We start from the raw sequence: 26,261 nt of genomic DNA on the forward strand, positions 1-26,261 counted from the left end.
TCCAGGGGACGGGGAGGGGACACAAGGATCTGCACGGACCGAGTAGGACTGACAGAGAGTGTCAAAATGCACCCACGCTGACCTGCGAAAACTTCACAGACTGCGTCAGACGAACAAAGGCCGTCACGATCATCAAAGGACTCATAATCCGTCGGCCGTGGGTTCGAGTCCCACCCGCCCCACTCCAGTAGTGCCCTGACCTGCAGGAACGTCCCTCTTGGGGCGTTGGGGCGCGAACTCGGGCTCAACGGAGAGAATCCGCTGCTCACGGCTTTGGAGCGTAGTGCAGCTCCTGTTGCTCGCGGAGTAGAGGACTTCTCTGACCTGCGGTGACGTGGGTGATCAAGGTCGTTGCTGGCTGGCGGGACTGCCCCTGTCGGGTGCGAACTCAAGATCGAGGGGACGTACAGGGGACACGGGGCGTTGGTAGTGGACCCGCGACCCCGTCTCGTGTGCCCGTTCTGGGGGTGTTCCGGCGGGTGCTGTGTGGGCGTCTTGAGATGCCGTCGAGCAAGATCACCTTCGCGGGGCTGCTCGCCTCCGGCATCGGTACGCAAGCGGGAGCAGACGAGGGGCTGGGCCTGAAGCAGCCCGAACGAAAACAGCCCGAACTTAAAACGGTCCGGCTGGCCGTTGCTGACGCGCAGTTCCACCCGCCCGGCACGAAAATCGCCGCTCCTACGTCAGCCGCCTGGCCACTCTCCACGGGCTGGACACCCACGCCCTCTGGATCGCAGTCACCCGTTCGGAATCGCCTGGTGCCGCCCGCCGGGTTCCCATCCCCGAACGACTCGCCGCGCTGACCGGCCGCGGCGTTCACGCCTCGCCGGAGCCTTGAGGAACTGCGCGACCCGCCACCGGACTGGGCGATGTTCCGCCACGCGACGCAGGTCGGCTGCCACCTCTGCGATGCCCGTCACCGCGGCCGGGTGGTCCGGCTCCTGCCGCACCCCACTTACGTCTGTCCGGCACAACACCTGGATCGGCCCGCCCGACATCGACCAGCCCGCCGTCGATCTCGCTCAACTTCCGGAGGTCGTCGACGCCCAGCGCCGGCACCGGCGCATGCGGCGTTACGGCTGGGAAGCGACCTACGACGCGGTGCTGACCGCCTCATAATCTGCGGGCGCATCTGGGCCGACGGACGTCTGCCGGGCGAGACGTTCCACTCCTGGTACAGCTGGGACAGCCCAAATCCCGGGCGCTCTGGCGTGCGCCGGCGACGGATGTCGGTAGCGGACGGTTGCGCCGTTGACGCTCATCGTGTCCATCAGCTCAACCTGGTCTCTGGATCGTCAATGCCTGGTCCTGTCTGCCTGGTGCTTGCGCCCCGGCCTGCGGCGCGTTAACCGCACGAAGCCCCAGCTGTGGAGCGTGCCTAACCGATCTCCCATGCAGTCAGACGGAGAGGCTGTGGTGCTCGCGGAGTCGAGGCCGGCGTAACGGCGCTGCTCGGAGCGAGTGCCCCGGCCGGAGTGGGTCCGCCACGTGTCCCTTCTGTGGTCGAGGACGACTATCTCTCTGACCAGCGGACAAAAATCTGTGTCGGCCGGAGTAGACATTGAGCGGTGGTGTGGTTATGGTTTCTCTCGTAGCCGAGATCAAGCAAGGCCCGGCAGAGACGAACTGCCGGGCAGCAGTACACGCAGTTCGCAGGACGGTGCGGTGGTGGAGTTTCGAAGCCAGGGTTGTTGCAGAACGGCGACGGGACTGGCAACCGGACCGGGTGGCCCGCAGTGATCAGGGGGCGCCGTGAGCAGTACCGCAGTGGCAATACCCGTAAGTGCAGTTCGCAGTACCCAGCAGTGAAGTCAGTGATCAGCACCTCGGTGAAGGCGTCGGCTGCGGACGCGCGCACCGGGAAGTTCGGCAGTGGGGTTCTAAGCCAGAGCAGATGAAGGACGGGCGACGGGGCTGGCTGCCGAAGAGTGGCGCTGTTCGAGGCCACGAGCAGTTCGCAGTACCAGCAGTACGCAGTTCCGCAGTTCCGCAGTTCCCGTTTGGTAAGTAGCTCATCCAGAGGGAAGAACGGAGGAGTTGAGCGCCATCAGGATCGCCCGGGCGGAAGTCTTGGGCCCGGGTACCGCAGGACATCGATAGTGAGGTGGTCTCCGGTCAGGCAACCGCGATCCCCGCATTCCCCGCCCTCTCCCGGGTGGGCGTGCGGAAACAGAAGGCCGGCGCAGTACCAGGGCCGGCAGATGGTGTAGCAGTTCCTTCGGGGCCCTGGTGCCATATGGCACCAGGGCCCCTCCACGCGTTCCACAGAGAGGTGCAATGACAGCAGACGACTCGTTCAGCCGTCTCGATGACGACGACTACCCCGCCTACACCATGGGCCGGGCAGCCGAGATGCTCGGCACCACCCAGGGTTTCCTCCGCGCCCTCGGCGAAGCCCGCCTGATCACCCCGCTCCGCTCCGCAGGCGGACACCGCCGCTACTCCCGCTACCAGCTGCGCATCGCGGCCCGCGCGCGTGAGCTCGTCGACCAGGGCACCCCCATCGAGGCTGCCTGCCGCATCGTCATCCTCGAAGACCAGCTCGAAGAAGCCCAGCGCATCAATGCCGAATACCGCCGTGCCGCCGAGTCGGTGAATTCACCGCCCGCGGTCTGAGGTGGCGCGCGCCCGCGAGGTACCGGCGGGTCCCGCACAGGTGAGGGTGTGGCGCATGGGTCGCTTTCCTGTGGTGACAGGGTGTGCGGACTCGTCGGGCTTCCGTGCCGGGTGGATCAATATCTATGACCGCGAGGTGAGGGTTTAACGCGCCACGCGGGGAGTGTTTTTACCGCAACTAACAGAGTGGAATTATTTATCGTACACGGGCCGCTACCGCATGCTACTGTCGATCTCAGTTGCAGTTGTGGTCCCAAACTTCAAGCGCCTTCGCCGGTATTTTCAGCCACTGGAAGCGTTTGCGTATTGCCGGTCATTTTCCGGACGGGGCATCATCGCGGCGACCCGGTATCCGTGCATCGCGGGTCCCGGCGTACTGCCCCAAAGGAGATATGACATGGCGTCAGGCACCGTGAAGTGGTTCAACGCAGCCAAGGGTTTCGGCTTCATCGAGCAGGACGGTGGCGGCCCTGACGTGTTCGCCCACTTCTCGAACATCGCCGCCCAGGGCTTCCGTGAGCTGCTTGAAGGCCAGAAGGTCACCTTCGACATCGCGCCCGGCCAGAAGGGCCCGACGGCCGAGAACATCGTTCCCGCCTGACGATGACGCGCACTTTGTACTGGGGCCCGCATCCCTCGGGGTGCGGGCCCCAGCTGCGGGCATTTCCCTCAGTGGTGTCACCCGTGGGACAACACCGCCCGCAGCCCCTTTCCCAGGGATGCGCGCCTCTACTAAGCTGCACCCGTCGACGTCCGGGATTTTACGTCCACATGACGTCACCCATTTCATCGCATGCGCCCCGCACTGGATTCACTGCAGTCCAGATTCGCTTTCGAATTCTATTCGGCCCGTTCTTGTGATTCCCCGCGCTGCTCTTCCGCTGCGGGAATTCCTTGATGTGAGGGCCCGATCGGCATGCGCCGGTCGAGCCCTCACCGCATACCGGCGGCTTCTCGACGCGGCGGGGGTCAGTGGTCGGAGTAGCTGAAGTCGCCCATGGTCCAGGCACTGACGTCCTCGATCGCCACGCGGTACATCCCGCCCGTCTCCGGGATACCCACCGTGCCCTGCAGAATCCGCGCCACATGGAAATGCAGATGCGTGGGCGGCCCCTCCTTGCACGTAGTGGCGGTGAAGACGGCGGAGAAATCGCTCAGGCGCGCCGAGTCCGCCAGGACCTCCGACACCCGCTGCCTCCAGACGGCTTCGGGAGCCAGTCGACCCGTGATGACAGCACCACCGGCGACCACGGTCAGAGACATCTGATTGCTGTGCCCGGACTCCACCAGGGCGGCGACGTCAACGAGCAGTTCGTCAGGCTTCGACATGAGAGGCGATTCTAATCACCGGCCGTCCGGTCAGCTTAAGCAGTGCTGCTCATGGAAAATGCAAGATCGAACTGCGCAGACGAGGGCGCCGTGGACCACTGCGTCACTCGGCCTCGGGCGGCGAGTCCGTCGATGACGCGGGGATCCCAGTTGTCCAGGACCGCGGCCAGGTGGTTGAGGAGGATCAACGGTACGCCGTCCTTGGGACCGAGCTACCGCTAGACGAAGTCCCCGCCGTGCACGGACACGGAACGGACCGGCGCGCTCTTGTACGACGACGGGGTGGGGGTGGGGGAACTCCGGGGTGCACTCATGACGGGTCCTAAGTGGGGGTGCGGGTTCTTCTCGTTGCCCGAGGAGGTCTTCACCAGTCGTCCGGCGAGGGCCTGCCCTCACGTCATCGTGACGACGACCTTGCCGGCCTTCGCGCGGCCCTTCTCGACGTACTGCATGGCCTCCCGGGTCTGATCGAACGGGAAAACACGGTCGACGACGGGACGGATCTTGCCGGCGTCGATGAGCGGCGTGAGTTTGCGCAGCTGGTCGCCGCTGGCCTTCATGAACAGGAACGAGTACGTCACGTTGCGGCGCTTGGCGCGGCGCCGGGTCTTGAAGCTCAGGGCGCTCATCGCCAGTCGGAGGATCGCGTTTGCCCCCAGCTCGCGGGCGAAGGCCGGGTCGGGAGGGCCTGCGATGCTGATGACTTTTCCGCCGGGCTTGAGTACCTGCAGTGACTTGTTGAGCGTCTCGCCGCCTAGGGTGTCCAGGACGACGTCGTAGCCGTGAAGGACCGTCTCGAACGCCTGCTGCTTGTAGTTGACGACGACGTCCGCGCCGAGCTCCTTCACCAGGTCGACGTTGGCCGTGCTCGTGGTGGTGGCCACGTGCGCGCCCAGCTGCTTGGCCAGCTGGATGGCGATGGTGCCGACGCCGCCGGAGCCCGCGTGGATGAGGACCTTCTGGCCTGGCTGCACCTGTGCCCGCTCGACCAGCGCCTGCCACGAGGTCAGGGCGACCAGGGGAAGGGAAGCGGCCTGCGCCATGGTGAGCGTGGCCGGTTTGGTCGCCAGGTCGTCCTGGTGGACGGCGATGAGTTCGGCGAACGTGCCGATGCGGTCCTTGTCGGGCCGCGTGTAGACCTCATCGCCCACCGCGAACCGTGTGACGCCCGATCCCACCTGGACCACCACCCCGGCGAGGTCGTTGCCCAGGATGAGCGGGAGACGGTACGGCAGGATCGCCTTGAAGTCCCCGTCGCGAAGCTTGAGGTCGAGCGGGTTGATGCTCGCCGCGTGGATCCGGACCATGATGTCGTCGGCGCCCACCTGCGGGTCGGGCATCTCGCCGGCGCGCACGCCGGCCTTGTCGCCGTACCGCTCGATCATGAAGGTCTTCATCGTCATCTCCGTTTCTCGTCCGCGAGGGGACGGGATCTCTGTTCATCCTGGGCTTCTCCCAGTACGAGCCACTTTGTGGCGTCTGCTGCGGTCTCCTGGAGCCCCTCGCCGATGCGGCGGGCGGCAATCACCGACGCGGCATCGGCGAGGGGCTCCAGAAAAGCGCCGCTACCGGCACCCAGCCGATCGGGCGTCAGGCCACCAGCGCGGTGGGGGCGATGACGCGGCTGGAATCGCCTCCCTGGATGCCGCCCAGAGATCCGGCGATCGCCTCATGGGGAACTCCGAGCGGCGCCTCGCTGACGTCCGACAGGCGGGCGAACTGCTCGGGGGGTCAGCTGGACGCCGCCACGATGTCAGGCAGTTACGTCCTGGTGTTCCAGGTCTACGTCGCCCTGCCGCTGCGCGCCCGTGAACTCTTCGGTGCACAGGCCGGGATGGTGACCGGCGCGATGTTCGCCGTCTCCGCCCTCGCCGCAAGAAAGTGGCGTTCTGCCCCGCCGGACGCGGTCCTCCCCCGAGCGGCCCAGGTACTCGCCGTTGACGAGCCGCAGCCCTGCCGGGCCCGGTTCAGCGGATGCGAGGCAGGGTCTGTCTGGTGGCGGCGTGTACGTACTTCACGGCGATGGCCGCGTGGATGCCGAAGAGGACCCGTGCGTACCCCAGTTATGTAGTGCGCGGGACGCCGGTCCGCCAGCTGGCGCGCCCGCGCCCCCGCCCGCGCCGCGCCGGAGCCAGGCCGGGTTGAAGCGCGCAGGTTCGCAGAATCCGAGACGGGCACGAGCGCGAACCTGCTGGTCCGTCCCTCATCCAACGGTTGTACGGGGCGAGTTCGGGCAGTCCCGTTTGAGCACTCGTCGACAGAGCCGGGAAAGGGCCATTCAATAGGCGAATGCGTCGATTGAGCACGGCCAGCGACTCCTGGCGGAGCGGCGGGAGACGGCAAACAGACATACGGAGAGATCGTCAGGGCACTCCGGGACTCGCAAGCATCCCAAGAGAACAATCGTGACACCGTGGCGATCGTCGCCTATGTACGCGGTACGCAGGCGGGCTTGTTTGGGGCACCGCGGTCCTGCGTTGCTGCGCGTACACGGTCACGGTCGAGCCCCAGCGGCCCCACGTCCAGGCGCGGGAGATCGATAGCTGCGCCTGACCGGCTCGCGCGTGCCGACTCGCAGCTTCGGGCACCACCCGCGCGTCCCACATGTGTCGGCGACGGCTGAAATGGGGGCCTGTGGTGGTGGGTGTGGGCGGAGTCTGCGGAGGAGATCGTCCGTGTCTGCGCCGAGGTCGAGGTGGTCACAGACCCGGAAGCCGTCGAACGCGCGGAGGAATGGGCATTGGAGGAGGTCCACCTCGACTCACCGGACCCGAACCCGCTGTCCAGTTTCCGTGCCCAGCGAGATGCCCAGCGCGGTCAGCCTGGTTTTGGCGTCTTGGCGGGACGGGACCGTGTGCAGCGGGAGGAGAAGAACAGCGTCGCGATCGCTTCCAACGAGTCGTTTTCCGGGTGAACCAAGACGTTCACCGACCCCAGGCTTTGCGCGGCCATCGTCGACCGGCTGACCTTCAACGGCGCCATCATCCAGACCGGCACCGAGTCCTACCGCCTCGCCCATACCAAGGCCCAGACGGAACGAGCCGAGGCCGGCTGAACGGGCTCAGCCTGCGCGAACCTCCGGCGCTGTGAACCGTGTCTTCGCGATCGCCAGCAGTTCGGTGGCGGTGTTGCTGCCATCGACCGGAGCGGGGGTGTTCATCAGCCAGGCGGCAGTGCCGGCCTCCGTTGCGGGAGGAATGACGAGCAAGGTGCGAGACCCCTCGCGATAGGAGCAGAGCAAGATCTCGTTCTGCTCGTGACCGGACACGAACCATCCCGCGGTCACGAGGTTCTTGCCCACGGCGACTTGGTGCGGGACTTCGGGCCACAGCTCGATCCCCAGAGTGACCCTGGTAAAGCTGCCTGCCCCCTCCATCGCTTCCACCAAAAGGGGTAGTTCGTCGATGAGACTGTGGGAGTGCGGCCACCAGGCACCGTCGAGTCCGCCCGGGACGGCTTCGTACGGCGCCAGCGAAAGCCGGACCTGCGGTGGTGAGGAGGGGCGCATCGCGGTGGTCGCGGAATGATCGGCAGTCGGTTCCATGGCGTGAACCTGCCTCCAGGCGCGGTCTCACCGGCCTGGCATTGTCGTTCACCGAGAACGGCGCCAGCACGGCCACCGGCGCACGCAATGCCCTCGGTAACTGCACCCTACTGCCCACGGGACTCGCCACTGCCTGGCTTGTTCGGCACAAACAGGCACGCGACCACCCTGCACCGATCAGGGAACCACGGGCGCTGGAATGTCCCTGATCAGGGCCTGTGAGCGCCTGACCAGGGACACACAGACGCCTGTCTCCCCAAAGAAGGCTCTGCCGCCCCGGGGCCGTGTCCGAGGCGTCCAACGGGTCGGGTGCTTCTGAGAGCGTCCCGAGCTCCTGCGGAGCACCGCTGGGGTCTATGTCATGGATACGCCCTCGGCCCTCTCCCCATGAGGGCCGACAGGGCACACCCCGGCCCTGACCGGCCTGTTGCGCTATCCCCTACTCGGGTCGGCCAGTCCACAGGGGCCCGGGCGGCGAAGAGCAGCACGGTCTCCATGGAAACCGGCCCGTGAGGCCGGCAGAGAGCCAGAATGCCCACCGTGTTGGGAAGCCTCGACTCCGCGAGTGACATCAAGACTCGCTGACATTGATCACAGCCATCTCGCCACAACGACTCCCGAAGTCACCGTGAAACGACTCCCACGGAAAACTGACACAGCCGCCACGCTGATGACCAGGTCGGCGTGTTGCTCCCGCAGCCGGTCGGTCCATTCGTACGGGAGGCGCTCCCGCTGCTTCGTGAGGTCGCCCCGCCCGGCGTGATGACTGCGCCCCCTGTGGGGCAGCGGGACGGCGCCGCGCTGTGGGCTGTGAGACCTCCAGGATGTGCAGCGGCAGCGCGCGCATCCGGGCCTCGCGCGCCGCCCATTGGGCGGCGGCGCGCGATTCGGCCGAGCCGTCCACCGCGGTGATGACGGGACGTGTCATGGTCTCCTCCGAGGAGTTGTGAGGTTGGGGCCCGGAACGACGGCCAGGCGTGGGTATGGGGGCGCCCACCCGCCCTTCCGTGGCCGGGACGGCCGTGTCCGAGGCGGCTGTGAATCGCGCGGTGGGGCAGTCGGCCGCCTCACGCCGAAGGCGGTGGGAGCACGGCTGCGGAGGGCGACGCTGCGGTGTGGCTGCTGTTTCGCGGGGGTTCTACCGGGTGGGAGTGATCAACCCGTAGTGGCCGTCGTACCTGTGGTAAAGCACGCGTCCCCGGCCGGTGGCGGAGTCGGCGAAGAAGACGAACGGAAGTCCGGTGAGACGCATACGCTGGACGGCCTCGTCGACGCTGCACTCGGGCACCGGAGCCGAACTCACACTCAAAAGGGGTCCGGCTTCGTGTGCCGGGCTGCCCGCGCCGACCGAAGCCACGCGATGCCGACCGGTACGGCCGTCGCGGTAGACGACGCTGTCACGTCCCGACGTCATGTCGGTGAACAACCAGAAGTCGTAGCTCATGGACTCCAGGTCGATGACGGCGTCCTCGGGCGTCTGCCAGCCCAGACTGAACGACTTGTGCCGCACGATGCGACGTTCCTCGGTCGGCGGCTGCTGCCGGTCGGGGTAGTGCCCGTGACGGCGGCTCTCCCGCGACGTCCCCTCGGTGGCCGGGCCGCCGCGGTGCTCCGGGCCGATGTGCCGCCGGGTACGGGCCAGTCGTGCGGTCAGCCGGTCTTGCAGGAGGTCGACCGCCTCGAACATCGTGTCCGCGGCAACGTGAGCGCGCACCGGGTGCCCGTTCACGTCCACCACCGCCTGCGCTGTGGCCGGACGGCTGGCCGACGGATTGGCCGCCTGGGTGAGCTGCGCCCGAACGGCCAGGACCGGCGAACTCACGTGCGCGATCGCCGCAAGCACCTTCTCCTGGGCGTAGTCGGATGCGCCCTCGGGTACTGGCCCACGGCTGTTCACCAGGACATCGACGATCGGACTGGACTTGAGACGGTTCATGGAAGACTCCTTCTTGGTCGTCCCCAGCCTTGCTTCCGCCCGCCGTCCGAGGTCAGTGCCGTCCGGCCCCAGCTCCGGGCCCACCTGTACCTGGCCACCTGGGTTTCGCGGGCTGTTCGGCCACTCAGGAGGGACCTTCGGTCCACAACGCGGGACACATGCACGCCCCTTGGTGTGGGTCTCCACCGCTCTCGCGGGCGACGGAACCCCAGGTCGCAAGGTGGCCGGGCGATCATTGACCATGTGCCGGCCACTGCCTGTAGCCCTGCCGCCCACGCTCCACTGCAGCCGGTTTGCCGCGCGAACGTCGCGGTCGTCGACGGCGCGGTCAGTCCGTAGATGACTGGCCGCCACGCCGTCGACCCACTCGGTCATCCGAAAGGCGACCGCCTTCTCCCTCCGCCGTCTCGCCGGACGGAGTGATGACACCGTGCGCGACGGACACATCGATCGCCTGGGGGGCGATTCAAAGACTGTCCTCGATCACGTCCTTGACGATCGCCCGGCCGATGGCGTCATCAGGCGGTTCGGAAATCGTGGCGTCCACCCGCACGGTGACGGCGGGAGCGGTCAGCAGCGCGCTTGCCATGCGAGCGTGCGCTTTGGTTTCGGCCTTGCGGCCGGACGCCACCGTCTGCGCAAGAGACGCCGGATCCCGTGGCGCGGCGAGGCGTGGACCCGGGTACGTGGCTCGTGAGGAGCGTTCGGCGATGTCCGCCGTGGGTGGTCCGCACCCACGTCGAGCATGCTCAGGGCGATTTGCCCGTCCCGCTGCCCTGGCGGTCCGCGCTCGTGGCGGCAACGAGCGCGATGGCCCCGACGGCCATCATGATCAGTCCGACGAGCGGCCGGTCGGCGCTGCGCCATTGCCAGTCCACGGCGAAGGTGAGGATGGCGCCGAAACCGATCGAAGTGATGGCGCCGATGGAAAGCAACCCCGCCATGGCACACCTCCTTTGTCTGTCGTCCACGGGGCTCCGTGCCCAGTGCCGCCTTCACTGTTCCGAAGGCTCCGGGGTGCTCCCAGGGGCCTGTTGGCCCCTGTGCGCGCCATCCAGCCCTCGTCGGCGGCAAGGGCGAACTGCACCGGCTTTGCCCCCTGCCGCTGTTCCCGGGAACGGATATGAACAGCCGGATCCCGAAGGACTGTTGGCGGCGCGGAGTGGTCCGTTCGCCCCCATGGCCCGCGCCGCCCGCGCATGACTCCGTTCACCTTCCTGTGGGCCTTCGGTGACAAGACGTTCGGCTGGGGATACGCGACGCCCGCGGGCAAGGGATGGATCGACGGCGGGTCACCCACCAAGGGCTTCCTGAGCCATGTCGCCGCCGGACCGATGGAGGAGACGCTCCACTCCTGGGCCGGTGCCGCCTGGGCGGACTGGACCTTCATGCTGGGTCTGCTCGGCATCGGTGTCGCCTTGGCGAGCGGCATCGCCCTGCGCGTCGCCGCAGCAGCGGGCACCGTGATGATGGCGCTCATGTGGGCTGCCGAGTGGCCGCTGGCCAGGCACCTGTCGGACGGCAGCCTCAGCATGTCGACGAATCCTCTGGTGGACTACAACGTCCTGTACGCGGCCATCCTGGTCACGCTCGCGGCGATCGGCGCCGGCGGTCCCGGGTGACTCGGCCGACGCTCTGTGCGCCGCCGGAGACGAATCAGAGCTGCTTGTGCTGGGCTCGCCCGGCCTGAGTGGACTGGCCAGTTTCCTCGCCGGGTCCGAATCCCTGGCGGTGCTCGCCCGGATGCGGCGTCCGGCCATCCTCGTACGTGCTCACAACGCCCCGGTGCCCGGGAACCTCGGCCGGCCGGTGATGTCCTCTCCTGGGACTGGACGTGTACTCGCCGAGCGACGAGACGATCTAGTTCTCCTTCACCGCAGCCGAACGATACGGCTGCCGCCTGCACGTGCACACAGCCGGCAAATGCCTGCTGTGCACGGGCCCGACATGGCGGGCCTCCTGCCGACGTTGCTGGCCGACATCGGGCAGGAGCGGCAGCAGGCGCTTGATGACGCGCTCGCGCCCTGGACGGAGAAGTACCCCGCCGTACCCGTCTTCCGTCAGAGCAGCCAGGGACGGGCGGCGCAAGATCTGGCCGAGGCCTCCCGCGACGCCCGGCTGGTCGTGGTGGGACGCCAGAACCGCCGCGCGCGGATCGACACCCACATCGGCGCCGTCACTCACGGGGTTCTGCACCACTCCGTGGCCCCCGTCGCGGTCGTACCGCACCACTGATACGAACCGCCGTCGGTGCGGCCGGAAATCTGCGTCGCGGGGAGCTGGCACCCACGGATGAGACGGGCAACCTGCAAGGAAGCGCGACCATGCGAGGCCACCAGTCTCCCGAGGGTCGGGCAGGCCCGGAGGGGCGGGAGTTTGAAGACAGGGGTAGCTAGCCCTGTCGGGTGGCGGCGAGGTGGGCGTCCACGGCGACGACGCCGTCGACGCCCTGGCAGAGGCCCACGACTACTGGGACGAGACGCGGTTCCGGAACGTGGCCCCGCAGGGTGACGACCCCGTCGTGGACCTCGACCGCGACGGTGCCTTCGTCGAGGCCGAGGATGCGTCCCAGGACGTCCTGCTCGACCTCGCTGCGGATCTCGACGTCTGAGCGGATGAAGGCGTCGAGCAGGTCGCTGCGGCTGACGATGCCGGTGAGGAGCCCGTCGTCGCCGACCACCGGCAGTTGCTTGACGTGCAGCCTGCGGAGTTCCCGCGCGGCCCGGGGGATCGTCCAGTCGGCGCGGGCGGTGAAGACGGGGCTGCTCATGAGCGCGCCCGCGGTCCGGGCCCGGGCCTTGCCCCAGGCGCGCTCGTCGTTCCCGTGCTGCCCCTGCGGATCGGGCATGCCGGCCTCGTGCCGCAGCATGTCGGACGCGGACACGACGCCGACGGGGGCGCCGACCTCGTCGACGACCGGGGCCGCGACGATGTCGTTCGCGTCCAGCAGGGCGGCGACCTCCTGGATCGGTGTGTTGGGGCGAAGGGTGACGACCTCCTCGGTCATCACGTCGCCGACCGTGCGGCGGTGCAGCATGGCATCGGCCCTCCTCCGCATTGCGACGGGGCAGCCGCGGTCGGACCGCCCGGGCGGACGACGCGGCGCGCCGGCCTCCGCGGCCTGCCATGCTCGCCCACGCCGTCTTCCCTACCCATGACAACACTGCGCCGCGCCGGCGACCAGTGACGTTCGGCCTGGCGGGGAGGGCCGGAGGTCCCACAGCCAAAGGGTGCGGCCGAGTGCGCGGTGGATGCCGGCGACGCTGGGCGCCTTGCCCTTGCGTTTGTCGAGGGGATGATCAGGTCGCCCCTTGACTGCTCACTCAGCGTCATTGAGCTGCGGGCTTCAGCCGCGAATGGGCACCTCAGCATGCGACCTCAACAGTTCCAAGGCTGATGTCGCTTTGGGCCGTGGGCATCATCTGACGCCCCAGATCGTGGACGGCGCGGCTCGCGGCCAGTTCGTCGCCGAAATCCGGCATGTCTTGGCCCGCGGAATCGCAGTGCGCGACCTGCTTGGCCGGTGAGCACGGTCGTTCCCGTGTCGGCACGACGCCGGCCTTCGTCGTCCCGTCCTCCTCGAACGGATAGAGGCGGATCTTCCACTCGGCTATGCGTGTCATGACGTCTTTCCGTTCGGATACCGCAGGGGATTCAATGTGGGACCTGCATCACTCCGCTGCCGTGGGGGCGTTGCGGTCGAGGAGGCGGATCCGGGTGACCTGCAGCCCGTGGGCGACGACGTCCAGTACGCGGCGGGTCAGTGCGAGGCCGAATGGGGGACCCACGTCGCACAACCCGCGTACGGCCTTGGCGTCGAACTCGTGGGCCCGTACCAGGCTGAAGGCCTCAGCCCCCAGCCGCCAGGCGTACGGGGGTACCAGATCACCCGGCCATGATTCACCAACCAAGATCACATTGACGACGGATGTGCTTCGCTGACGGGCGAGCGTCAGATCGACGCCGCGCAGCACTGGCATCCGACGCCTGGCCGGCCACAGGCCGCGCCGGTACGCCTTTTCGATCCCGGCCGCCGCCAGCACCGTACGGTCGGTGTCGGTGTGTGGCCCGTCTTCGTGGCGGGCATCGGCCCTCGTCACGGGTTCACTTCCCCAGGTCAGGCGGGTTCGCCGCCCCCGGCAGGCCGGGGGCGCCCCAGAGCGGGAACCAGCGGCTCAGGTCCTCTTCCATGCGCAGGTCGTCCTTGACCGTGGCGTTGACCTGGAGTTCTAGCGGGTTGTCGCGTTTCTGGCCGGGCAGCGGCGCGAACGGGTAGAAGGTGCCGCGCTTGTAGAGGTAGACCAGCGAGAGGGGGCGCGGCTCGGTGTCGTGGAAGGTGGCCAGGGAGCACAGGAGCTGCGGGCCGAAGCCGCTGTCCTGCAGGGCGGTGTTCACCGCGTGCAGGTCGTTGACCAGGGTGGGCAGGTCGCCGGGGTCGCGGCGGGAGAGCAGCCACGAGTATCCGTACGCGTCGCGGCTGAACTCCACCGGTACGCTGGCCCGTTCGGAGTCCGCGTCCAGGAGGGCTCGTACCTCCTGCTGGACTTGGGTGAATGCCCCGCCTTCGATGGCGGCGAAGCACACCGCGCCCTGGCCGGTCGGGGTGAAGCCGATCGCGGCCTGGAGGGTGATCGCTGCCGATGGCAGGCCGAAGAGCTGGTCCAGGTCAGGCTTGACCGGCTTGGTCCGGCCGAGCAGGACGTCCAGGAATCCCACGGGTCCTCAGCTCCTTCTCGTCATGCCTCGTCGCGCGGTTTCCCGCCTGCCTCGCCCAGCTGCGCGGAGATCTCCGCGAGGGCCTCCAGCCGGCGTTCCAGGCTGGGGTGGGTGGAGAACAGGCTGGCCAGCGCCGTGCCGGGCCCGAGGGCCGGGGTGAAGAAGAACGCGTTGAACGCCTGGGCGGTGCGCAGATCCTGGGTGGGGATGCGGGCGATGTCGCCGCTGACTTTGGTCAGCGCCGAGGCCAGGACGGAGGGTTTCCCAGTGAGCATGGCCGCGGCGCGGTCGGCGGCCAGTTCGCGGTAGCGGGACAGCGCCCTGATGAGCAGGAAGCTGATGGCGTAGACGAGGGCGGAGACCGCCATGACGATCGCGAGCAGGGCGGCAGTGTTCTGGTCGCGGTTGCGTCCGCCGAACAGCTGGGAGTAGAAGGCGAAGCGGACGATGAGACCGGCGATCACGCCAAGGAATGAGGCGATGGTGATCACGGCGACGTCGCGGTGTGCGACGTGGGAGAGCTCGTGGGCGAGGACGCCCTCGAGTTCCTCGGTCTCCAGGCGGCGCAGCAGTCCGGTGGTGACGCAGACGACGGCGTGGTCGGCGTTGCGGCCGGTGGCGAATGCGTTGGGCAGGTCCATGTCCGAGATGGCCACCCGGGGTTTGGGCATGTCCGCGGTGGCGCACAGCCGGTCGACGACCCCGTGCAGCCGTGGCTGTTCCTCGGCTGTGACGAGTCGGCCGTGCATGGCGTAAAGAGCGATCCGGTCGGAGAACCAGAACTGCGCAACCAGCAGCCCGGCGGCGATGACGACCACCAGGACGACGGACTTGAGCAGCACGATCAGCGCGGCGACGAACGCCACGTACACCAGCCCGAGCAGGAACATCGTTACCACCATGCGGGCGGTCAGCTGCCGGTCGGGCTCGAAACGGCTGCGCATCGCCATCACCCCGGGATCAGACCCTCGTCGGAGAGCAGTTCCCGCACCTGCGTGAGGCTGGTGTCCCCGTCGGGCAGCACCAGATCGGACGGCGTGATCCTCTTGTCCGGCAGCGGCGTGCCGAGGCTGCGCACCGCGTCCAACAGGGCCGACAGGGCGGCGGTGAACGCCGCCTCGTCCCCCGCGTCCGCGGCCGACTGCACGTCGGAGTCCAGCTCGTTGAGCCGGGTCAGGTGCTCGTCGGTGATCTCGTACTGGCCCTCGCCGAGAATCCGCATGATCATGACGTCTCCTTCCGGTCCGGCGGGTCCTTCGGGAGTTCTGCGCCCTCCACCGCCGGCGGGGTGGCAGAGGCCGGGAGCTGGGCCTTCATCCGGGCCAGCTCGATCTCCACGTCCTGGCCCACGGTGACGGCCTCGAGTTCGGCCTGGATGTCGTCACGCCCGGCCGGAAGGGTGGCGTCCTCCAGGGCGCCGGAGGCGATCAACTCGTCCAGCGCACCCGCGCGTGCCTGCATCTGCTCGGTCTTGTCCTGGGCACGCTGCATAGCCAGGCCGACATCGCCCATCTCCTCACCGATGCCGGTGACGGCCTCGGTGATACTGGTCTGCGCCTCGGCCGCGGTGTAGGTGGCCTTGATGGTCTCCTTGCGGGTGCGGAACGCATCCACTTTCGCCTGCAGGCGCTGCGCGGCGAGGGTGAGCTTCTCCTCCTGATCCTTCAGTGATGCCTGCTGGGTTTGCATGTCGGTGATTTGGGAGGCCACGGCCGTGCGGCGGGTGAGCGCCTCACGGGCCAGGTCCTCCCGCCCCGCGGCGAGCGCCTGCTCGGCTTGGCCCTGCAGCTTCCCCGTGGACTGCTGCAACTGGGTCACCTGCAGCTCGACGCGCTTGCGGCTGGTCGCCACATCGGCCAGGCCGCGCCGCACCTTCTGCAGCATCTGGAGTTGCTGCTCGTAGGAGTAGTCCAGGACCTCGCGCGGGTCCTCAGCCCTGTCCAGTGCCCTGTTCGCCTTGATCCGGAACAGGGCGGTGATGCGGTGAGTGATGCTGGTCATGGCGACCGCCTTCCTTTCAGTCGGCTTGATCGTGTTGCGCCAGACCCGTGGACGGTCGGGCTCGGGAGGCCGCCTGCGGGCCGGGGACGTCGCTCAAGGTGTCGGCGGCGGAGTAGACCAGGGCAGCAGCAATGGTGACGGCGCCCCACAGGCCCCAGGCTGCGGCGGGCAGGTCGCCGGTGATGAGCGCGGGAGCAGGAAGCAGACCCGCCGCGAGAAGGGCGGGGGCGGTGCGGTGGATCGAGCGGGCCAGTCCTGATGCGTTGCGCCGGTGGATCCGGGTGAGATGGACGGCGCAGGCGGCGGTGGTCAGGGCTCCCAGGGCGATCAGGGTCCAGGCCAGTACTTCCATGTCCGGTCACCTCCGCGCCGACAGGCAGAGTCCGGGTGCTGTGAAGTACCGCCGCGCGGCCCGGAGGACGTCCGGTGTCAGCACCGAGAAGGATCGCCACCAGCGCATGCATGCGCACGTCCCTGCCGTCGGCGTCTGTCTCAGCGGAAGGGCTTGTGGTCGTGTGGGTTGCGGTCCTTGGGTGCGTCGTCGTGGTCATGCCCGCGCCCTTGCATGTCATCGCTGCCGTGCATGCCGCGCATCATGAAGAACATCATCAGCGGGCAGGCGAGCACGATGAGAAGGAAGGCGAGGGTGCCCAGGGGCACGCCGAGAGCCAGTGCGCCGACGAGGGCGATGGCGGCCGCAATCGCGTACGGGCCGTAATTCCGGTTGTTCCTCATGGCCGGTCCTCCTTCTTGGGCGGGCGTCAGTGTTTGGTGAGGGGACCGGAGGAGCGCAGGGCAGCCAGGCGCCGCTGGTACTCCTCTTCGTCGATGTCGCCGCGGGCGAACCGCTCGGCGAGCAGCTGCTCTGGCGAGGGCCCGCCGTGCATGTGGGTGTGCTCGGGGGCACGGTTCAGGGCGCGGAAGAGCAGGACGGCGGCGGTAATGATCAGAGCCCAGAAAAGGATCATGCTGGCCGACATGGCGAACCAGCCCCAGCCGCTGACGTCGTGGTCGTACCAGAACATCATCGCGATCTCACTTCCCCGGGTTCTGGGGCTGCGGGCTCGGTGCCCGCCGTCCTGCCTGCGGTCTCTGTCACCACCACACTCGCGCTCGCTGGGGTCGCATGCACAGGGCCGCACGGTCCATGCACCGGGCCGTTCAGCCTCTACTTGGTAGTGGTGGCCGGGAGCGAGGCTGAGGGGTCACCGTGCAGAGAGGACGGTCCGCCATGGGTGTCGCTGAGGTGGGCGTGGTGATCTCCGCCGCCGTGCTGATCGTCGGCTTGGGGTGGCCAACTCCGGGCCTGCAGGCGGCGGAAGGCACCATGAACGATGGAGGGAGGGCTGGGCTCTGCCGGACCAGGTCGGGGAACTCGTCGATGACCACGGGGAGCGGCCCTGGCTCCCCGAGGGCGAGCAGGGCGTCGACAGCGTCCACCCAGCCGTGCGGGCCGAGCGCGGGTGATGCCCCGGTGTGCAGGGCGAGCTGGTCGGCGAGCTGGCGGAGCGATTCCGCCTCGGTGACTTCCTGCGCCCCGAAATAGAAGCCGCCCGTGGCGCTGGTGAGCGCCTTCAGGAGGTACGTCTTGCCCTGTCTGCGCCGTCCCGAGATGACGCCGACGGCAGGACCCTGCTGAGGTGCGCACGCGAAGGCCACAAGTGCCTTCCACTCGGCCGCGCGGTCGAACATCCCGTCCGGCCGAGGGTGGCGTACGGCATCGGACTGTGGCACGGACCGCTCCCCTCATCGGTAGCTGTCCTCGTCTCCCGGTACACCCCCGAAGGCACCCGGACCGCTCGACGTACTGTTGCTGTCGCCTCCTCGGCGGGGCCTGGCCCCCGCCGAGGTCCGCCGGCTGCAGCGGTTTTCCGGTCTGTCCGCGACAGGTAGGCGGCCGGCCCGTCGGACCGTGGCTCGACGCCGGGATGTCTCATGTGCTGGTGCGGAACTCCGGGCATCCACCAGGACCAGATGACCATGGCTCGCGAAGATCGCCTGCCCGTGCCGCCCGGACACCTCGCGGTCGCTACCCGCCACATCGGCGACAGGGGCCACGGTGGCAGTGTCGGCACCCTGCTCGGCCAGGTCCTCGCGCAGGTGCCGTCGCCGTAGCCCGATCGCTGTCTCCGGGGCATCGATGCGTGGCCCCATTCGCCCACGTCCGGTGTCAGCCCCGCATCGATGGCGCGGATGGTGGGCCGCCCGATGTGGGCGTACACCAGCCGCCGTACGCCGTGTCGTGCGGCTTGGATGCCGACCTCGCGGACGCTCGCGTGACCGCCCACGCCGCCACGGAAGCAGATCGGGCGGTTCCATGAGGCGGCTTCGGCGAACAGCAGGTCGGCGTTCGCCGCCCAGGGCGGGAACTGCCAGAGCTCCGGTGCCCACACAGCCAGCAGGCCGCCGAGTTCGATCCGATAACCGCAGGTGGAGTGCGACGTGTGGACGACCGGACACGCGCGCACGCTCAGCTCGCTCTCCGGGAACAGATCGCCGATGTGCGGTACGAGGCCGCGGTCGGCGGCCATGCGCCGGAGTTCCGAACGGAGTTCGGCCCGTTCATCGGTGACGAGCCAGGCGCCCAGATGCCGGGGCGGATCGGCGCCGGGCCCGCCGTCGAAGGCCACCCGGTAGCGGCCGTACCGCAGCAGCAGTCCGGCGGGCGCGAACCGTGGTGAGTTCATCGCCCCGACACCGGGCAGCGTCAGCCGCAGCCTTCCGGATCCGGAGGCGGAGGCGGCGCTCATGTCCGGTCTGTGGGACACGTCAAAGTCCTTCGTGGCGGCTCCACATAGTCGGCGTCGGTGTTACCTGACGCCTGGCCGCACGGGTGGTACAGGCGAGGTCCCTCTGGGCGAGGCGGGGCTGTCAGGCAGTGGGCTCGGGGCGCGGGCGGACGACCGCCAGCGGGCACTGGGAGAACTGCAGGAGGTGGTGGCTGACGGAGCCGAGGGCCAGTCCGCGGAAACCACCACGTCCGCGGGAGCCGACGACGAGGAGGTCGGCCCTGTCCGAGACACGGGCCAGTGCGAGGACCGGGTCTTCATCAGGAAGTTCCTCCACGACCTCCACCCCGGGATACTCCTTGATCAAGGGGGCCAGCCACTCCTCCAGGGCCTGTCGGCGTTCCTGGGCCGCCGCGTTCTGAGCGGCGCTGACCAGTGCGTGGGGTCCCGGGTGGCTCCAGGCGTGAACGGTCCGCAGCTGGGAGCCGTGCAGTGATGCCTGCTCGAAGGCGTACGCAAGGGCAGCCCGGGAGTGCGCTGAGCCGTCGGCGCCCACAACGATGCGACCGTGGCCCGTGGTGACGTGGTTGACGACCACCACGGGGCTCACCGCGTGTCCGACGACTTGCAACGCGACCGAGCCCAGCAGCAGGCTGCCGAAGCCGCCCAGGCCCTTGGCACCCAGCACCAGCGTGTGAGCCCGCTCGGACTCGGCCAGCAGCACGGCCGGTGGGGCACCGGAGGGAAGCGCGGACGTCACATCCAGGTCCGGATGGGCTTCCCTGGCGATCGTGGTGGCCTCGGCCACCACACTCCGGTCGCGGTGGCTCTCTTCCCACGCGCGGCCCTCAGGGGTGCTCGCGTATTCGTGTTCAGGCGGTAGAACATGGATGATGCGCAGTGCGCAACTGCGTAGTGCCGCCTCGCGGGCGGCCCACACCAGGGCGCGCAGACTGCGCCCGGAGCCGTCGACTCCGACCATGATCGTGTCAGTCATTGCCTCTCCCTCGAGTGGGGGCCATCAGCGTTCACCGCCCCCGGCTCCGCGGAGTTCGTCAAGGTCACGGCGGACCCTGGTGAACTCCTCCCCAAGCTGTCGCCGGTGATCTGTCAGCTCCTCCGCCTCGGGTGTCCGGGCGGCCCGGGCGGTCCGCTCCGGCGGGGCCGGAGCACTCCGGCGGCGGGTAGGGGTGCACGTAGTCCCATGTCCACACCAGCAGCTCCGGGACGTTCCCTTCCTCTCCTCCCAGGCATACGGACCACCGAGGCAGCTCGGCAAGGGCCTGCCGGCCCCCGGGCCGGGCTGTTCGGCCGGGCCGTTCGGACCGGCCGCTCGTCCGCGTGTACGAGGCTTGGCGGCGCCTTTCCGGAGCGGTGCCTTCCGTGCCGCCCATTGGGCAGCGCCGGCGCTGCCCGGCATCCCGCTCCGGACGCGGCGGCCCCACCAGGAAGGGCCGAGTGGCCCTGCGATGTACCCCTCGTGGACCTGTGCCGCACAGCCCGGTGGCGATTGACTGGAGTTGACGAGGAGGACGGAACGAGGACACGGAGCAGCGGAGCGAAACCGCGCACCGTGCAATCAGGATCCACGAGAAGTGGGTTGTCCTCCCCGCCGTTTGCTGTGCCGACACGGTCGAGCTGGGAGTACGCGGTGCGTGCGACGTTTGCGCTGGGACGCATGGCCGGTGTCCGGATCGGAGTGCACTGGAGCGTGCTGCTCGTCTTCCGCATCATCGCGCTCGGTTTGGCCGAGGGCCGGCTGCCGGGAGACGCAACTTGGGCACGCCCGGGTCCTGTACTGGCTGACCGGGCTGGCAACGGCCCTGGTCTTCCTCGCCTCATTGCTCGCCCACGAGCTCGCCCGTCGTTGTGGCTCGCCGCAACGGCGTGGACGTCGACGACATCGTGCTGTGGCTTCTGGGCGGAGCCGCCTCCTCTGCTCGCGGTGGGGGCCGAGCTTCGCGCGGAGCGCCATGCGAGGGCACGGCCTGCCCGGATTCAGGGCGCGGCCCGCGTGGCGGCGGCTGGCGCCGACTGCCTGGTCGGCAGGGCCTCCAGGTCGCCGTAGGCCGCGATCATCAGCTGACGCCCGAGGTCGTGGAGGGCGCGGCTCGCGGACAGTTCGTCCCCGATCTCCGGCACGTCAGTGTCCGCGGGGTTGCAGCGGGCGGCACCGTGGCCGGTGAGTACGGTGTTTCCCGTGTCCAGCACGACGCTGGCCTTCGTCGACCTGTCCTCCTCGAACAGGTAGAGCCGGATCTTCCACTCGGCTATGCGTGTCATGACGTCTCTCCGTTTCGGATACCGCAGGAAATTCACTGCGGGACCTGCATCACGCCGCTGCCGTGGGGCGCGTGGAGGTCGAGGAGGCGGATCCGGGTGGCCTGCAGCCGGTGGGCGACGACCTCCAGGACGTGGCGGGTCAGCGCGAGGCCGAATGCGGGATCCAGGTCGCACAGGGCGCGCACGGCCGTGGCGTCGAACTCGTGGGCCCGCACCAGGCTGAAGGCCTCGGCCCTCAGCCGCCAGTCGTACGGGGGCACAAGCCAGGACCAGCCGAGCAGATCGCCGTGGCCCAGCGTCTCGACGGTGGCGCGGCGGCCCTGTGCCTGGAGGTCGAGGGTGACGGTGCCGGTGCGGATGATCCAGAACCGGTCGGCCGTGTCGCCCTCGTCGAAGATCCGTGTGCCGGCGGGGAACGAGACCTCGTGCGAACATGCCATCAGACGGTCATGGCCCTCCGAGGGCAGTCCGTGGAGAAAAGTGCTGTTCATCGGTGTCCTCCCGAGTCCCGACCCCGGCGGTTGCTCCGTGCGGGTGCCAATCGTGTCCACGCCTCCAGGCTGCCTCGGCGGCACGCCGCCCACTTGGGCCGAGAGGTCCCAGCTGTGTGCCCATGCGGCCTCGTTGCGTGGCGCAGGTCGGGCCATGTCGCACCAGCCGCACAGTGACGTGGCTGATCACGTCAGCCGTGGAACAGCGGTCGCGCGCCCCAGCGAAGACAGCCGGCTTCATGACGGGTGTTTCGGGCCCGGTACATCAGCCGGAGAGACTCCGCACCCGGATCGTCCGTATCCGGCGCCTAGTGTCCTCAATAGCGGAAGCTGCGCGCCTGGCCCGCTGTACACCCTGGTCGCCTGACTCATGCAGTCGTTCTTGGACGACACCGTCTCGCCCCCGTGTGCCTCGATTCCGCGCCTCCGGTCGTGTATCGCAATCCTCCGTCGGCCCGCCATGGCCGGCATGAGCGGGGAAAGCCTCGAATCAGTCGGGCAGGTCGGGAAGCGGGATTTTCTGCTTGCGTGCGTTTTCAGCCATGACCGGGCTCCTCGGAATCGCAGTTTCAACATCCAGTCCACCGCACCAGATTCACGATCGCAGGAGCCGAACAGGCAGGATCGGGGGTCGAAGGTCCCCATGCTTGCCGATTCACGGACGAACGGCTCCATCGAGGGGGCCCACTCGGTCCTGCCGCGTCGACCGTTCCTGTGCGTAGCGTTGGACCTGAGCTGTGGTCGCGGCCGGTGGCCGCCGCCATGTGCGGATGCAGAGCGGTGGAGGAATCATGACATCTGCCCGTGAAGTACGCCCGGTCGTCTTCGGCGTCGACACCGAAGATCAGGATGCCGCCCTGGTCTGGGCGACCGATGAAGCCGCCCGCCGCGGAGTCCCCCTGCAGTTGGTCCACGCGGTGCTGCCCGTGACCCATCGCGTGCGCGGTGTCGAGGAGACTGCCCATCACAGGGCCTTGCGACAGCTGGGGGACGAGGAGCTCGACAAGGCCATGGTTTGCGCCCATGAGCGTCAGCCGGGTCTGGAGGTGACGACGTTGATCACGGATGCCAATCCGGCGCAGGCGCTGGTACGGCAGTCCGCGCACGCGGGATTGGTGGTCCTCGGCTCGCGTCGGCTGGGGCGGCTGGCGGGGGTGCTCAGTGCGGCTTCCACGACTGTCCCCGTGAGCGCGAACGCCGCCTGCCCAGTGGTCGTAGTGCCGGCAGCCGGGCGCACGGTGGAGGAACCTCCGTATCTCGTGGTGGGGCTGGACGGGAGTCCGTCGGCTGACGCTGCCCTGGACCATGCCCTGGAAGCCGCCGCCTCGCGTGGTGCCTCGGTGCGTGCCGTGTGGGTGTGGCAGCGCCCGCTGCTGGGATTCATCGATGAGCAGGCCGCGCTCGAGTCGTGCCACAGGCAGCTGCATGAAGCGGCCGCAGGGCGGTCCGGTGGCCACCGGGATGTGCCGCTAAGTCATACGGTGCTGAGGGGGCATCCGGTTGAGGCACTGGCCGAGGCTGCCGAGCACGCCCTCGCCGTGGTCGTCGGCCGCCGTGGCCGGGAGGGCTTCACCGGCATGCGACTCGGCTCCGTTCCGCATGGTCTGCTGCACAGGGCAGTCTGCCCCGTGGTTACGGTGCCTCCAACGGCTCACTAGGATCGCTGAATGCTTCCCTGGAACTGGCGGAAGGGCCCTGAGGAGGGCGCGGAGAAGCGGCTGGCTGCCGTGCACCACAATCGGGATCCGCGAGAAACGGATGGGCCTTTCGCCTCTTGCAGTGCTCATCCGGCGGAAGCGTCATATGCCGAGCTGCCCGTCGGTCGTCCGGTGTCCTCGCGGCGGCTCGACGTCCAACCCCAGGTTGTCGTACTCGTAGCCGATCGTCTGGTGCACGGCGACCACGCCGTCGACGGAGCGGCACAGGCGCTCGATCACCGGGATGTCGGCTCGCTCCGTGACCCGGCCGGTCAGCGTTACTACGCCGTCCCGCACTCTTGTATGCACAGTGCCCGGTGAGAGCCCCAACGTCTTGTCCAGCACGTCCCGGTGGATTTCGTCGCTGATGGCGTCGTCGCGCCGCAGGAAGGGCCGAAGCAGGTCGCAGCGGCTGACGATGCCGACGAGTTTGCCGGCCTCGTCGATGACGGGTAGCCGCTTGACGTTATTGCGGTCCATCGTTCTGGCCGTCTCGACGATGCTCCAGGCCGGGCGGGCCGTGACGGCGGGAGAGGTCATCATGGCCTGGGCGGTCTCGGCCTCGGCCTGTGCCTGATCCAGTGGCATGAGTCTTAGCCGGGCACGGCGTCCCTCCGGGTAGGGCAGGCCCGCCGCCCTGCGCAATAGGTCCGCCTCTGAGACGACGCCGAGGGGATGGCCTTCGTCGTCGACGACCGGGACGGCTGTGATGTCGTTGTCGTTGAACAGCTGGGCGATCTCCTTGAACGACGAGGAAGGGCGCGCCGTGATAACACTCGGCGTCATGATCTCGGAAACGGTGCGGTGCTGCATGTCCTTGCTCCTTCTCGGAGCCTGTTGGGCCCAGGTATGCGGGATTCGGCCTCCCCACCACTCTCCGCCGCAGGCTCGTGTGAAAGCAGAGCCGAATGGACTCCGAAAAGAATTGATCACCCCGTCACCCCGTCACGCCGGGAGACACGCGGGATGGTGGGCGACGACAGCACGTGCAAGGAGTCAGGGTGATACCACTGGCCGCACGCTGGCCTTCTCGGTTGTCCGGCTGCGCGAGGCGACAACAGATCGGCCTCCGAGAGGCACCGATCCGCCGTCGAGGACATCGCCCTTCGGCCGCCCTCAAGGAAGACCGCCCGCTGATCGGGGGTGAGCCCGAGCCGGGTGAAAGCGCCCGGAACAAGCAGTACAGAGGCGGATGACCTGGGAAGAAGCTTCATGCCCGGCCGCACAGCCGGGTAGCAGTCCGCCGCCTGACGCAGGGAGACATGTGTGGCTGGCGGCGGCCGCGCCGCCAGCCGGCACATGGTTTCTGGGGAACCTTCCCACCGCACTGGTCGGCGGTGACACTTGCTGTCGGTCCCGGCCTTGTGGCCAGGGCACCATCACAGCCGCACAGTGTCGAGCGGGAGTGGCCATGGCGAGCGTGCATCCGATGGACCGGCAGGCCGTGTACGACGACTTCGAACGCGCCCGACAGACCTTCCACCACCTGCTCGAGACGGCCACCGCGGCCAATCTGGGCAGGGCCACCCGCGGCACCCGGTGGACCAATAAGGAGCTGCTGTGGCACATGCTCTTCGGCTACATGCTGGTCCGCGTGCTGCTGTTCCTGACGCGGGTCTTCGGGCGGCTTCCGCGCGGCGTCGGCAAGGCGTTCGCTCGCGTACTGAATGCGGCGACGGTGCCGTTCCACTTCATCAACTACCTCGGACCTGTGGGAGCGGCGAAGGTCTGCGGGCCTCGCTGGATGGCTTCCATGTTCGACGATGTCATCAGGTCTCTCCGCCGCAGACTCGCAGGGGAATCCGAGGCAGACCTGGCCCGGGGCATGCACTACCCCGTCCGATGGGACCCGTTCTTCCGGGACTTCATGACGCATGGGGACATCTACCGATACCCGACCCAGCACTTCGACTTCCACCGCCGCCAGCTCACCCTTGACGGCGGCGACTGACCCACCTGGGCACGAGCGAGCCGACAGCCGCAGCTCCGCACGCGCCTGAGGTCAGCTGATTGCCGGGCTGCGGCGCTCCAGCAACACCACGTCCCGCCACACACCGTGGTGGCGCCCAATGCGCTCACGGGTGCCGATGACGCGGAAGCCCGCGCGCTCGTGCAGGGCGAGGCTGGCGGTGTTCTCGGGGAAGATGCCGGACTGGATCGTCCAGATCCCCGCGTCCTCGGTCGAGGCGATGAGCGCCTTCAGCAGCGTGAAAGCCACACCACGGCCGCGGGTGCCGGGGTGCACGTACACGGAATGCTCCACGACCCCGGCATACGCGCAGCGGTCGGAGACTGCTGTGGCGGCGACCCAGCCGAGCACCGCACCGCTCGAGTCGACGGCGGCGAAGCGGTGCCCGGGCAGCTTCGCGGCGTCGAAGTCTTCCCAGCTGGGGGCGCTGGTCTCGAACGTGGCGTTGCCTTCGTAAATGCCCGCCTGATAGATCGCCAGGACTTGGTCGGCGTGCTCGGCGGACAGCGGCACGATGACCGCGGACGACGGGCTGGTGTGGCTGGACATGTGCTGGGATCCCCCGTGGTGATCAGGCGGCCGTCGCGGCGGCGGTGAGGAGCTTGCCCATGGCGGCGAGCACGGGGGGCTCCACGCGGTAGTAGACCCATGTGCCGCGCCGCTCGGAGGTCAGCAGCCCGGCTTCCTTGAGCTTCTTCAGGTGATGGGACACGATCGGCTGGGAGACGCCGACGTCGGAGATGTCGCGCACGCACGCCTCGCCGCCCTTGTGGGAGGCGATCGCGGAGAACAGCCGCAGCCGGACCGGGTCGCCGAGCGCCTTGAACATCTTCGCGGCCGTCTCGGCTTCTTCGGCCGTCATGTGGCGCTCGGTCAGCGGCGGGCAGCACGGCGCCACGACTTCGTCGGGTTCCAGCAGCGGCAGCACCTTCGTATTCGACACACGTCTA

Annotated in this window: 32 protein-coding genes and 2 pseudogenes; 10 read left to right on the forward strand and 24 right to left on the reverse strand. The window is 68.4% G+C overall.

All coding sequences use genetic code 11. The annotated features are described in order from the left end of the window. The first annotated feature begins 909 nt into the window (after nt 1-909). The 3 genes from OHA61_RS37180 to OHA61_RS37190 all read left to right on the forward strand — a co-directional run bounded on the left by OHA61_RS37180 (nt 910) and on the right by OHA61_RS37190 (nt 3,217). On the forward strand, nt 910-1,119 hold the full coding sequence (locus OHA61_RS37180; protein WP_406263815.1) for a hypothetical protein: 210 nt from the start codon (nt 910-912) through the stop codon (nt 1,117-1,119). A 1,158-nt stretch (nt 1,120-2,277) separates the two neighbouring features. Next, nucleotides 2,278-2,616 (forward strand): MerR family transcriptional regulator, encoded by a 339-nt coding sequence (locus OHA61_RS37185; protein ID WP_327323454.1) that lies wholly within the window; start codon nt 2,278-2,280, stop codon nt 2,614-2,616. 397 nt (nt 2,617-3,013) lie between these two features. Next, nucleotides 3,014-3,217 (forward strand): cold-shock protein, encoded by a 204-nt coding sequence (locus OHA61_RS37190; protein ID WP_020868774.1) that lies wholly within the window; start codon nt 3,014-3,016, stop codon nt 3,215-3,217. 368 nt (nt 3,218-3,585) lie between these two features. Here the strand turns inward: OHA61_RS37190 and OHA61_RS37195 are convergent, their stop codons facing one another. Next, nucleotides 3,586-3,945, reverse strand: coding sequence for a hypothetical protein (locus OHA61_RS37195; RefSeq protein ID WP_406263812.1), 360 nt, complete (start codon nt 3,943-3,945; stop codon nt 3,586-3,588). Nucleotides 3,946-4,337: 392 nt separating this feature from the next. Continuing rightward, the gene (locus OHA61_RS37200; RefSeq protein ID WP_406306762.1) at nt 4,338-5,342 is read right to left on the reverse strand and encodes an NADP-dependent oxidoreductase; all 1,005 of its coding nucleotides are present in this window, start codon (nt 5,340-5,342) and stop codon (nt 4,338-4,340) included. A 1,460-nt stretch (nt 5,343-6,802) separates the two neighbouring features. Between OHA61_RS37200 and OHA61_RS37205 the strand changes: the two are divergent. Beyond that, a pseudogene (locus OHA61_RS37205) lies at nt 6,803-7,000 on the forward strand (ATP-binding protein); the annotation flags it as partial. Nucleotides 7,001-7,006: 6 nt separating this feature from the next. Here the strand turns inward: OHA61_RS37205 and OHA61_RS37210 are convergent. The 5 genes from OHA61_RS37210 to OHA61_RS37230 all read right to left on the reverse strand — a co-directional run bounded on the left by OHA61_RS37210 (nt 7,007) and on the right by OHA61_RS37230 (nt 10,369). After that, nucleotides 7,007-7,489 carry a DUF5994 family protein gene (locus tag OHA61_RS37210; protein ID WP_406306764.1) on the reverse strand — a complete coding sequence of 161 codons (483 nt, stop codon included), beginning with the start codon at nt 7,487-7,489 and terminating at the stop codon, nt 7,007-7,009. A 571-nt stretch (nt 7,490-8,060) separates the two neighbouring features. Further along, nucleotides 8,061-8,417 (reverse strand): universal stress protein, encoded by a 357-nt coding sequence (locus OHA61_RS37215; RefSeq protein ID WP_406306766.1) that lies wholly within the window; start codon nt 8,415-8,417, stop codon nt 8,061-8,063. 210 nt (nt 8,418-8,627) lie between these two features. After that, the gene (locus OHA61_RS37220; protein ID WP_406306768.1) at nt 8,628-9,425 is read right to left on the reverse strand and encodes an HPF/RaiA family ribosome-associated protein; all 798 of its coding nucleotides are present in this window, start codon (nt 9,423-9,425) and stop codon (nt 8,628-8,630) included. Between the two features lie 466 nt (nt 9,426-9,891). Further along, the gene (locus tag OHA61_RS37225) at nt 9,892-10,014 is read right to left on the reverse strand and encodes a hypothetical protein (RefSeq protein WP_406306770.1); all 123 of its coding nucleotides are present in this window, start codon (nt 10,012-10,014) and stop codon (nt 9,892-9,894) included. A 160-nt stretch (nt 10,015-10,174) separates the two neighbouring features. Continuing rightward, complete coding sequence (locus tag OHA61_RS37230) at nt 10,175-10,369, reverse strand: hypothetical protein (protein ID WP_406306772.1); 195 nt, start codon at nt 10,367-10,369, stop codon at nt 10,175-10,177. Between the two features lie 255 nt (nt 10,370-10,624). On the opposite strand from OHA61_RS37230, the pseudogene OHA61_RS37235 reads away from it, so the two are divergent. Together OHA61_RS37235 and OHA61_RS37240 are read left to right on the forward strand one after the other, a co-directional pair. Beyond that, nucleotides 10,625-11,035 (forward strand): annotated as a pseudogene (locus tag OHA61_RS37235) (hypothetical protein); the annotation flags it as partial. Between the two features lie 313 nt (nt 11,036-11,348). Continuing rightward, nucleotides 11,349-11,660: a universal stress protein gene (locus OHA61_RS37240; RefSeq protein ID WP_406306774.1), complete on the forward strand. Its 312-nt coding sequence runs from the start codon at nt 11,349-11,351 to the stop codon at nt 11,658-11,660. Nucleotides 11,661-11,817: 157 nt separating this feature from the next. On the opposite strand, the gene OHA61_RS37245 is transcribed toward OHA61_RS37240, so the two are convergent. The 11 genes from OHA61_RS37245 to OHA61_RS37295 all read right to left on the reverse strand — a co-directional run bounded on the left by OHA61_RS37245 (nt 11,818) and on the right by OHA61_RS37295 (nt 17,876). Continuing rightward, nucleotides 11,818-12,462: a CBS domain-containing protein gene (locus tag OHA61_RS37245; protein ID WP_406306776.1), complete on the reverse strand. Its 645-nt coding sequence runs from the start codon at nt 12,460-12,462 to the stop codon at nt 11,818-11,820. 328 nt (nt 12,463-12,790) lie between these two features. Further along, nucleotides 12,791-13,048: a dsRBD fold-containing protein gene (locus tag OHA61_RS37250; protein ID WP_406306778.1), complete on the reverse strand. Its 258-nt coding sequence runs from the start codon at nt 13,046-13,048 to the stop codon at nt 12,791-12,793. Nucleotides 13,049-13,096: 48 nt separating this feature from the next. Beyond that, nucleotides 13,097-13,525: a hypothetical protein gene (locus OHA61_RS37255; protein WP_406306780.1), complete on the reverse strand. Its 429-nt coding sequence runs from the start codon at nt 13,523-13,525 to the stop codon at nt 13,097-13,099. 4 nt (nt 13,526-13,529) lie between these two features. Beyond that, nucleotides 13,530-14,141, reverse strand: a complete 612-nt coding sequence (locus OHA61_RS37260; RefSeq protein ID WP_406306782.1) for a hypothetical protein — start codon at nt 14,139-14,141, stop codon at nt 13,530-13,532. 20 nt (nt 14,142-14,161) lie between these two features. After that, nucleotides 14,162-15,085: a zinc metalloprotease HtpX gene (gene htpX / locus OHA61_RS37265; RefSeq protein WP_406306784.1), complete on the reverse strand. Its 924-nt coding sequence runs from the start codon at nt 15,083-15,085 to the stop codon at nt 14,162-14,164. A 5-nt stretch (nt 15,086-15,090) separates the two neighbouring features. Beyond that, entirely contained in the window at nt 15,091-15,369 is a 279-nt protein-coding gene (locus OHA61_RS37270; protein ID WP_406306786.1) for a hypothetical protein, read from the reverse strand. Continuing rightward, the gene (locus OHA61_RS37275) at nt 15,366-16,142 is read right to left on the reverse strand and encodes a PspA/IM30 family protein (RefSeq protein ID WP_406306788.1); all 777 of its coding nucleotides are present in this window, start codon (nt 16,140-16,142) and stop codon (nt 15,366-15,368) included. The genes OHA61_RS37270 and OHA61_RS37275 overlap by 4 nt, the downstream gene beginning before the upstream one ends. Nucleotides 16,143-16,158: 16 nt before the next feature. Further along, nucleotides 16,159-16,494: a hypothetical protein gene (locus OHA61_RS37280; protein ID WP_406306791.1), complete on the reverse strand. Its 336-nt coding sequence runs from the start codon at nt 16,492-16,494 to the stop codon at nt 16,159-16,161. Nucleotides 16,495-16,634: 140 nt separating this feature from the next. After that, nucleotides 16,635-16,877, reverse strand: a complete 243-nt coding sequence (locus OHA61_RS37285) for a DUF2933 domain-containing protein (protein ID WP_406306793.1) — start codon at nt 16,875-16,877, stop codon at nt 16,635-16,637. 26 nt (nt 16,878-16,903) lie between these two features. Then, entirely contained in the window at nt 16,904-17,170 is a 267-nt protein-coding gene (locus OHA61_RS37290) for an SHOCT domain-containing protein (protein WP_406306795.1), read from the reverse strand. Nucleotides 17,171-17,303: 133 nt separating this feature from the next. Next, the gene (locus OHA61_RS37295) at nt 17,304-17,876 is read right to left on the reverse strand and encodes a hypothetical protein (protein ID WP_406306797.1); all 573 of its coding nucleotides are present in this window, start codon (nt 17,874-17,876) and stop codon (nt 17,304-17,306) included. Nucleotides 17,877-18,122: 246 nt separating this feature from the next. Between OHA61_RS37295 and OHA61_RS37300 the strand changes: the two genes are divergently transcribed. Both OHA61_RS37300 and OHA61_RS37305 read left to right on the forward strand, forming a co-directional pair. Then, nucleotides 18,123-18,257 carry a hypothetical protein gene (locus tag OHA61_RS37300; RefSeq protein WP_406306799.1) on the forward strand — a complete coding sequence of 45 codons (135 nt, stop codon included), beginning with the start codon at nt 18,123-18,125 and terminating at the stop codon, nt 18,255-18,257. 329 nt (nt 18,258-18,586) lie between these two features. Further along, on the forward strand, nt 18,587-18,823 hold the full coding sequence (locus tag OHA61_RS37305; RefSeq protein ID WP_406306801.1) for a hypothetical protein: 237 nt from the start codon (nt 18,587-18,589) through the stop codon (nt 18,821-18,823). A 190-nt stretch (nt 18,824-19,013) separates the two neighbouring features. Here the strand turns inward: OHA61_RS37305 and OHA61_RS37310 are convergent, their stop codons facing one another. The 3 genes from OHA61_RS37310 to OHA61_RS37320 all read right to left on the reverse strand — a co-directional run bounded on the left by OHA61_RS37310 (nt 19,014) and on the right by OHA61_RS37320 (nt 21,645). Next, nucleotides 19,014-19,868, reverse strand: a complete 855-nt coding sequence (locus OHA61_RS37310) for a universal stress protein (protein ID WP_406306803.1) — start codon at nt 19,866-19,868, stop codon at nt 19,014-19,016. 1,001 nt (nt 19,869-20,869) lie between these two features. Next, nucleotides 20,870-21,154, reverse strand: a complete 285-nt coding sequence (locus OHA61_RS37315; RefSeq protein ID WP_406306805.1) for a DUF1876 domain-containing protein — start codon at nt 21,152-21,154, stop codon at nt 20,870-20,872. 32 nt (nt 21,155-21,186) lie between these two features. Continuing rightward, nucleotides 21,187-21,645, reverse strand: a complete 459-nt coding sequence (locus tag OHA61_RS37320; RefSeq protein WP_406306807.1) for a Crp/Fnr family transcriptional regulator — start codon at nt 21,643-21,645, stop codon at nt 21,187-21,189. 791 nt (nt 21,646-22,436) lie between these two features. Here OHA61_RS37320 and OHA61_RS37325 point away from each other — a divergent pair. Continuing rightward, nucleotides 22,437-23,303: a universal stress protein gene (locus OHA61_RS37325; protein ID WP_406306809.1), complete on the forward strand. Its 867-nt coding sequence runs from the start codon at nt 22,437-22,439 to the stop codon at nt 23,301-23,303. A gap of 141 nt (nt 23,304-23,444) precedes the next feature. Here OHA61_RS37325 and OHA61_RS37330 read toward each other — a convergent pair whose 3' ends face one another. Further along, a complete protein-coding gene (locus tag OHA61_RS37330) occupies nt 23,445-24,155 on the reverse strand; it encodes a CBS domain-containing protein (RefSeq protein ID WP_406306811.1) in 711 nt (236 codons plus the stop codon). A 598-nt stretch (nt 24,156-24,753) separates the two neighbouring features. Between OHA61_RS37330 and OHA61_RS37335 the strand changes: the two genes are divergently transcribed. After that, nucleotides 24,754-25,293, forward strand: a complete 540-nt coding sequence (locus OHA61_RS37335; RefSeq protein ID WP_406306812.1) for a DinB family protein — start codon at nt 24,754-24,756, stop codon at nt 25,291-25,293. Nucleotides 25,294-25,344: 51 nt separating this feature from the next. Here OHA61_RS37335 and OHA61_RS37340 read toward each other — a convergent pair whose 3' ends face one another. Further along, nucleotides 25,345-25,860 carry a GNAT family N-acetyltransferase gene (locus tag OHA61_RS37340; RefSeq protein ID WP_406306814.1) on the reverse strand — a complete coding sequence of 172 codons (516 nt, stop codon included), beginning with the start codon at nt 25,858-25,860 and terminating at the stop codon, nt 25,345-25,347. 22 nt (nt 25,861-25,882) lie between these two features. Continuing rightward, on the reverse strand, nt 25,883-26,254 hold the full coding sequence (locus tag OHA61_RS37345; protein WP_406306816.1) for an ArsR/SmtB family transcription factor: 372 nt from the start codon (nt 26,252-26,254) through the stop codon (nt 25,883-25,885). Between the last annotated feature and the right edge of the window lie 7 nt (nt 26,255-26,261).

The organism is Streptomyces sp. NBC_00885 (assembly GCF_045207475.1).
Taxonomy (GTDB): domain Bacteria; phylum Actinomycetota; class Actinomycetes; order Streptomycetales; family Streptomycetaceae; genus Streptomyces.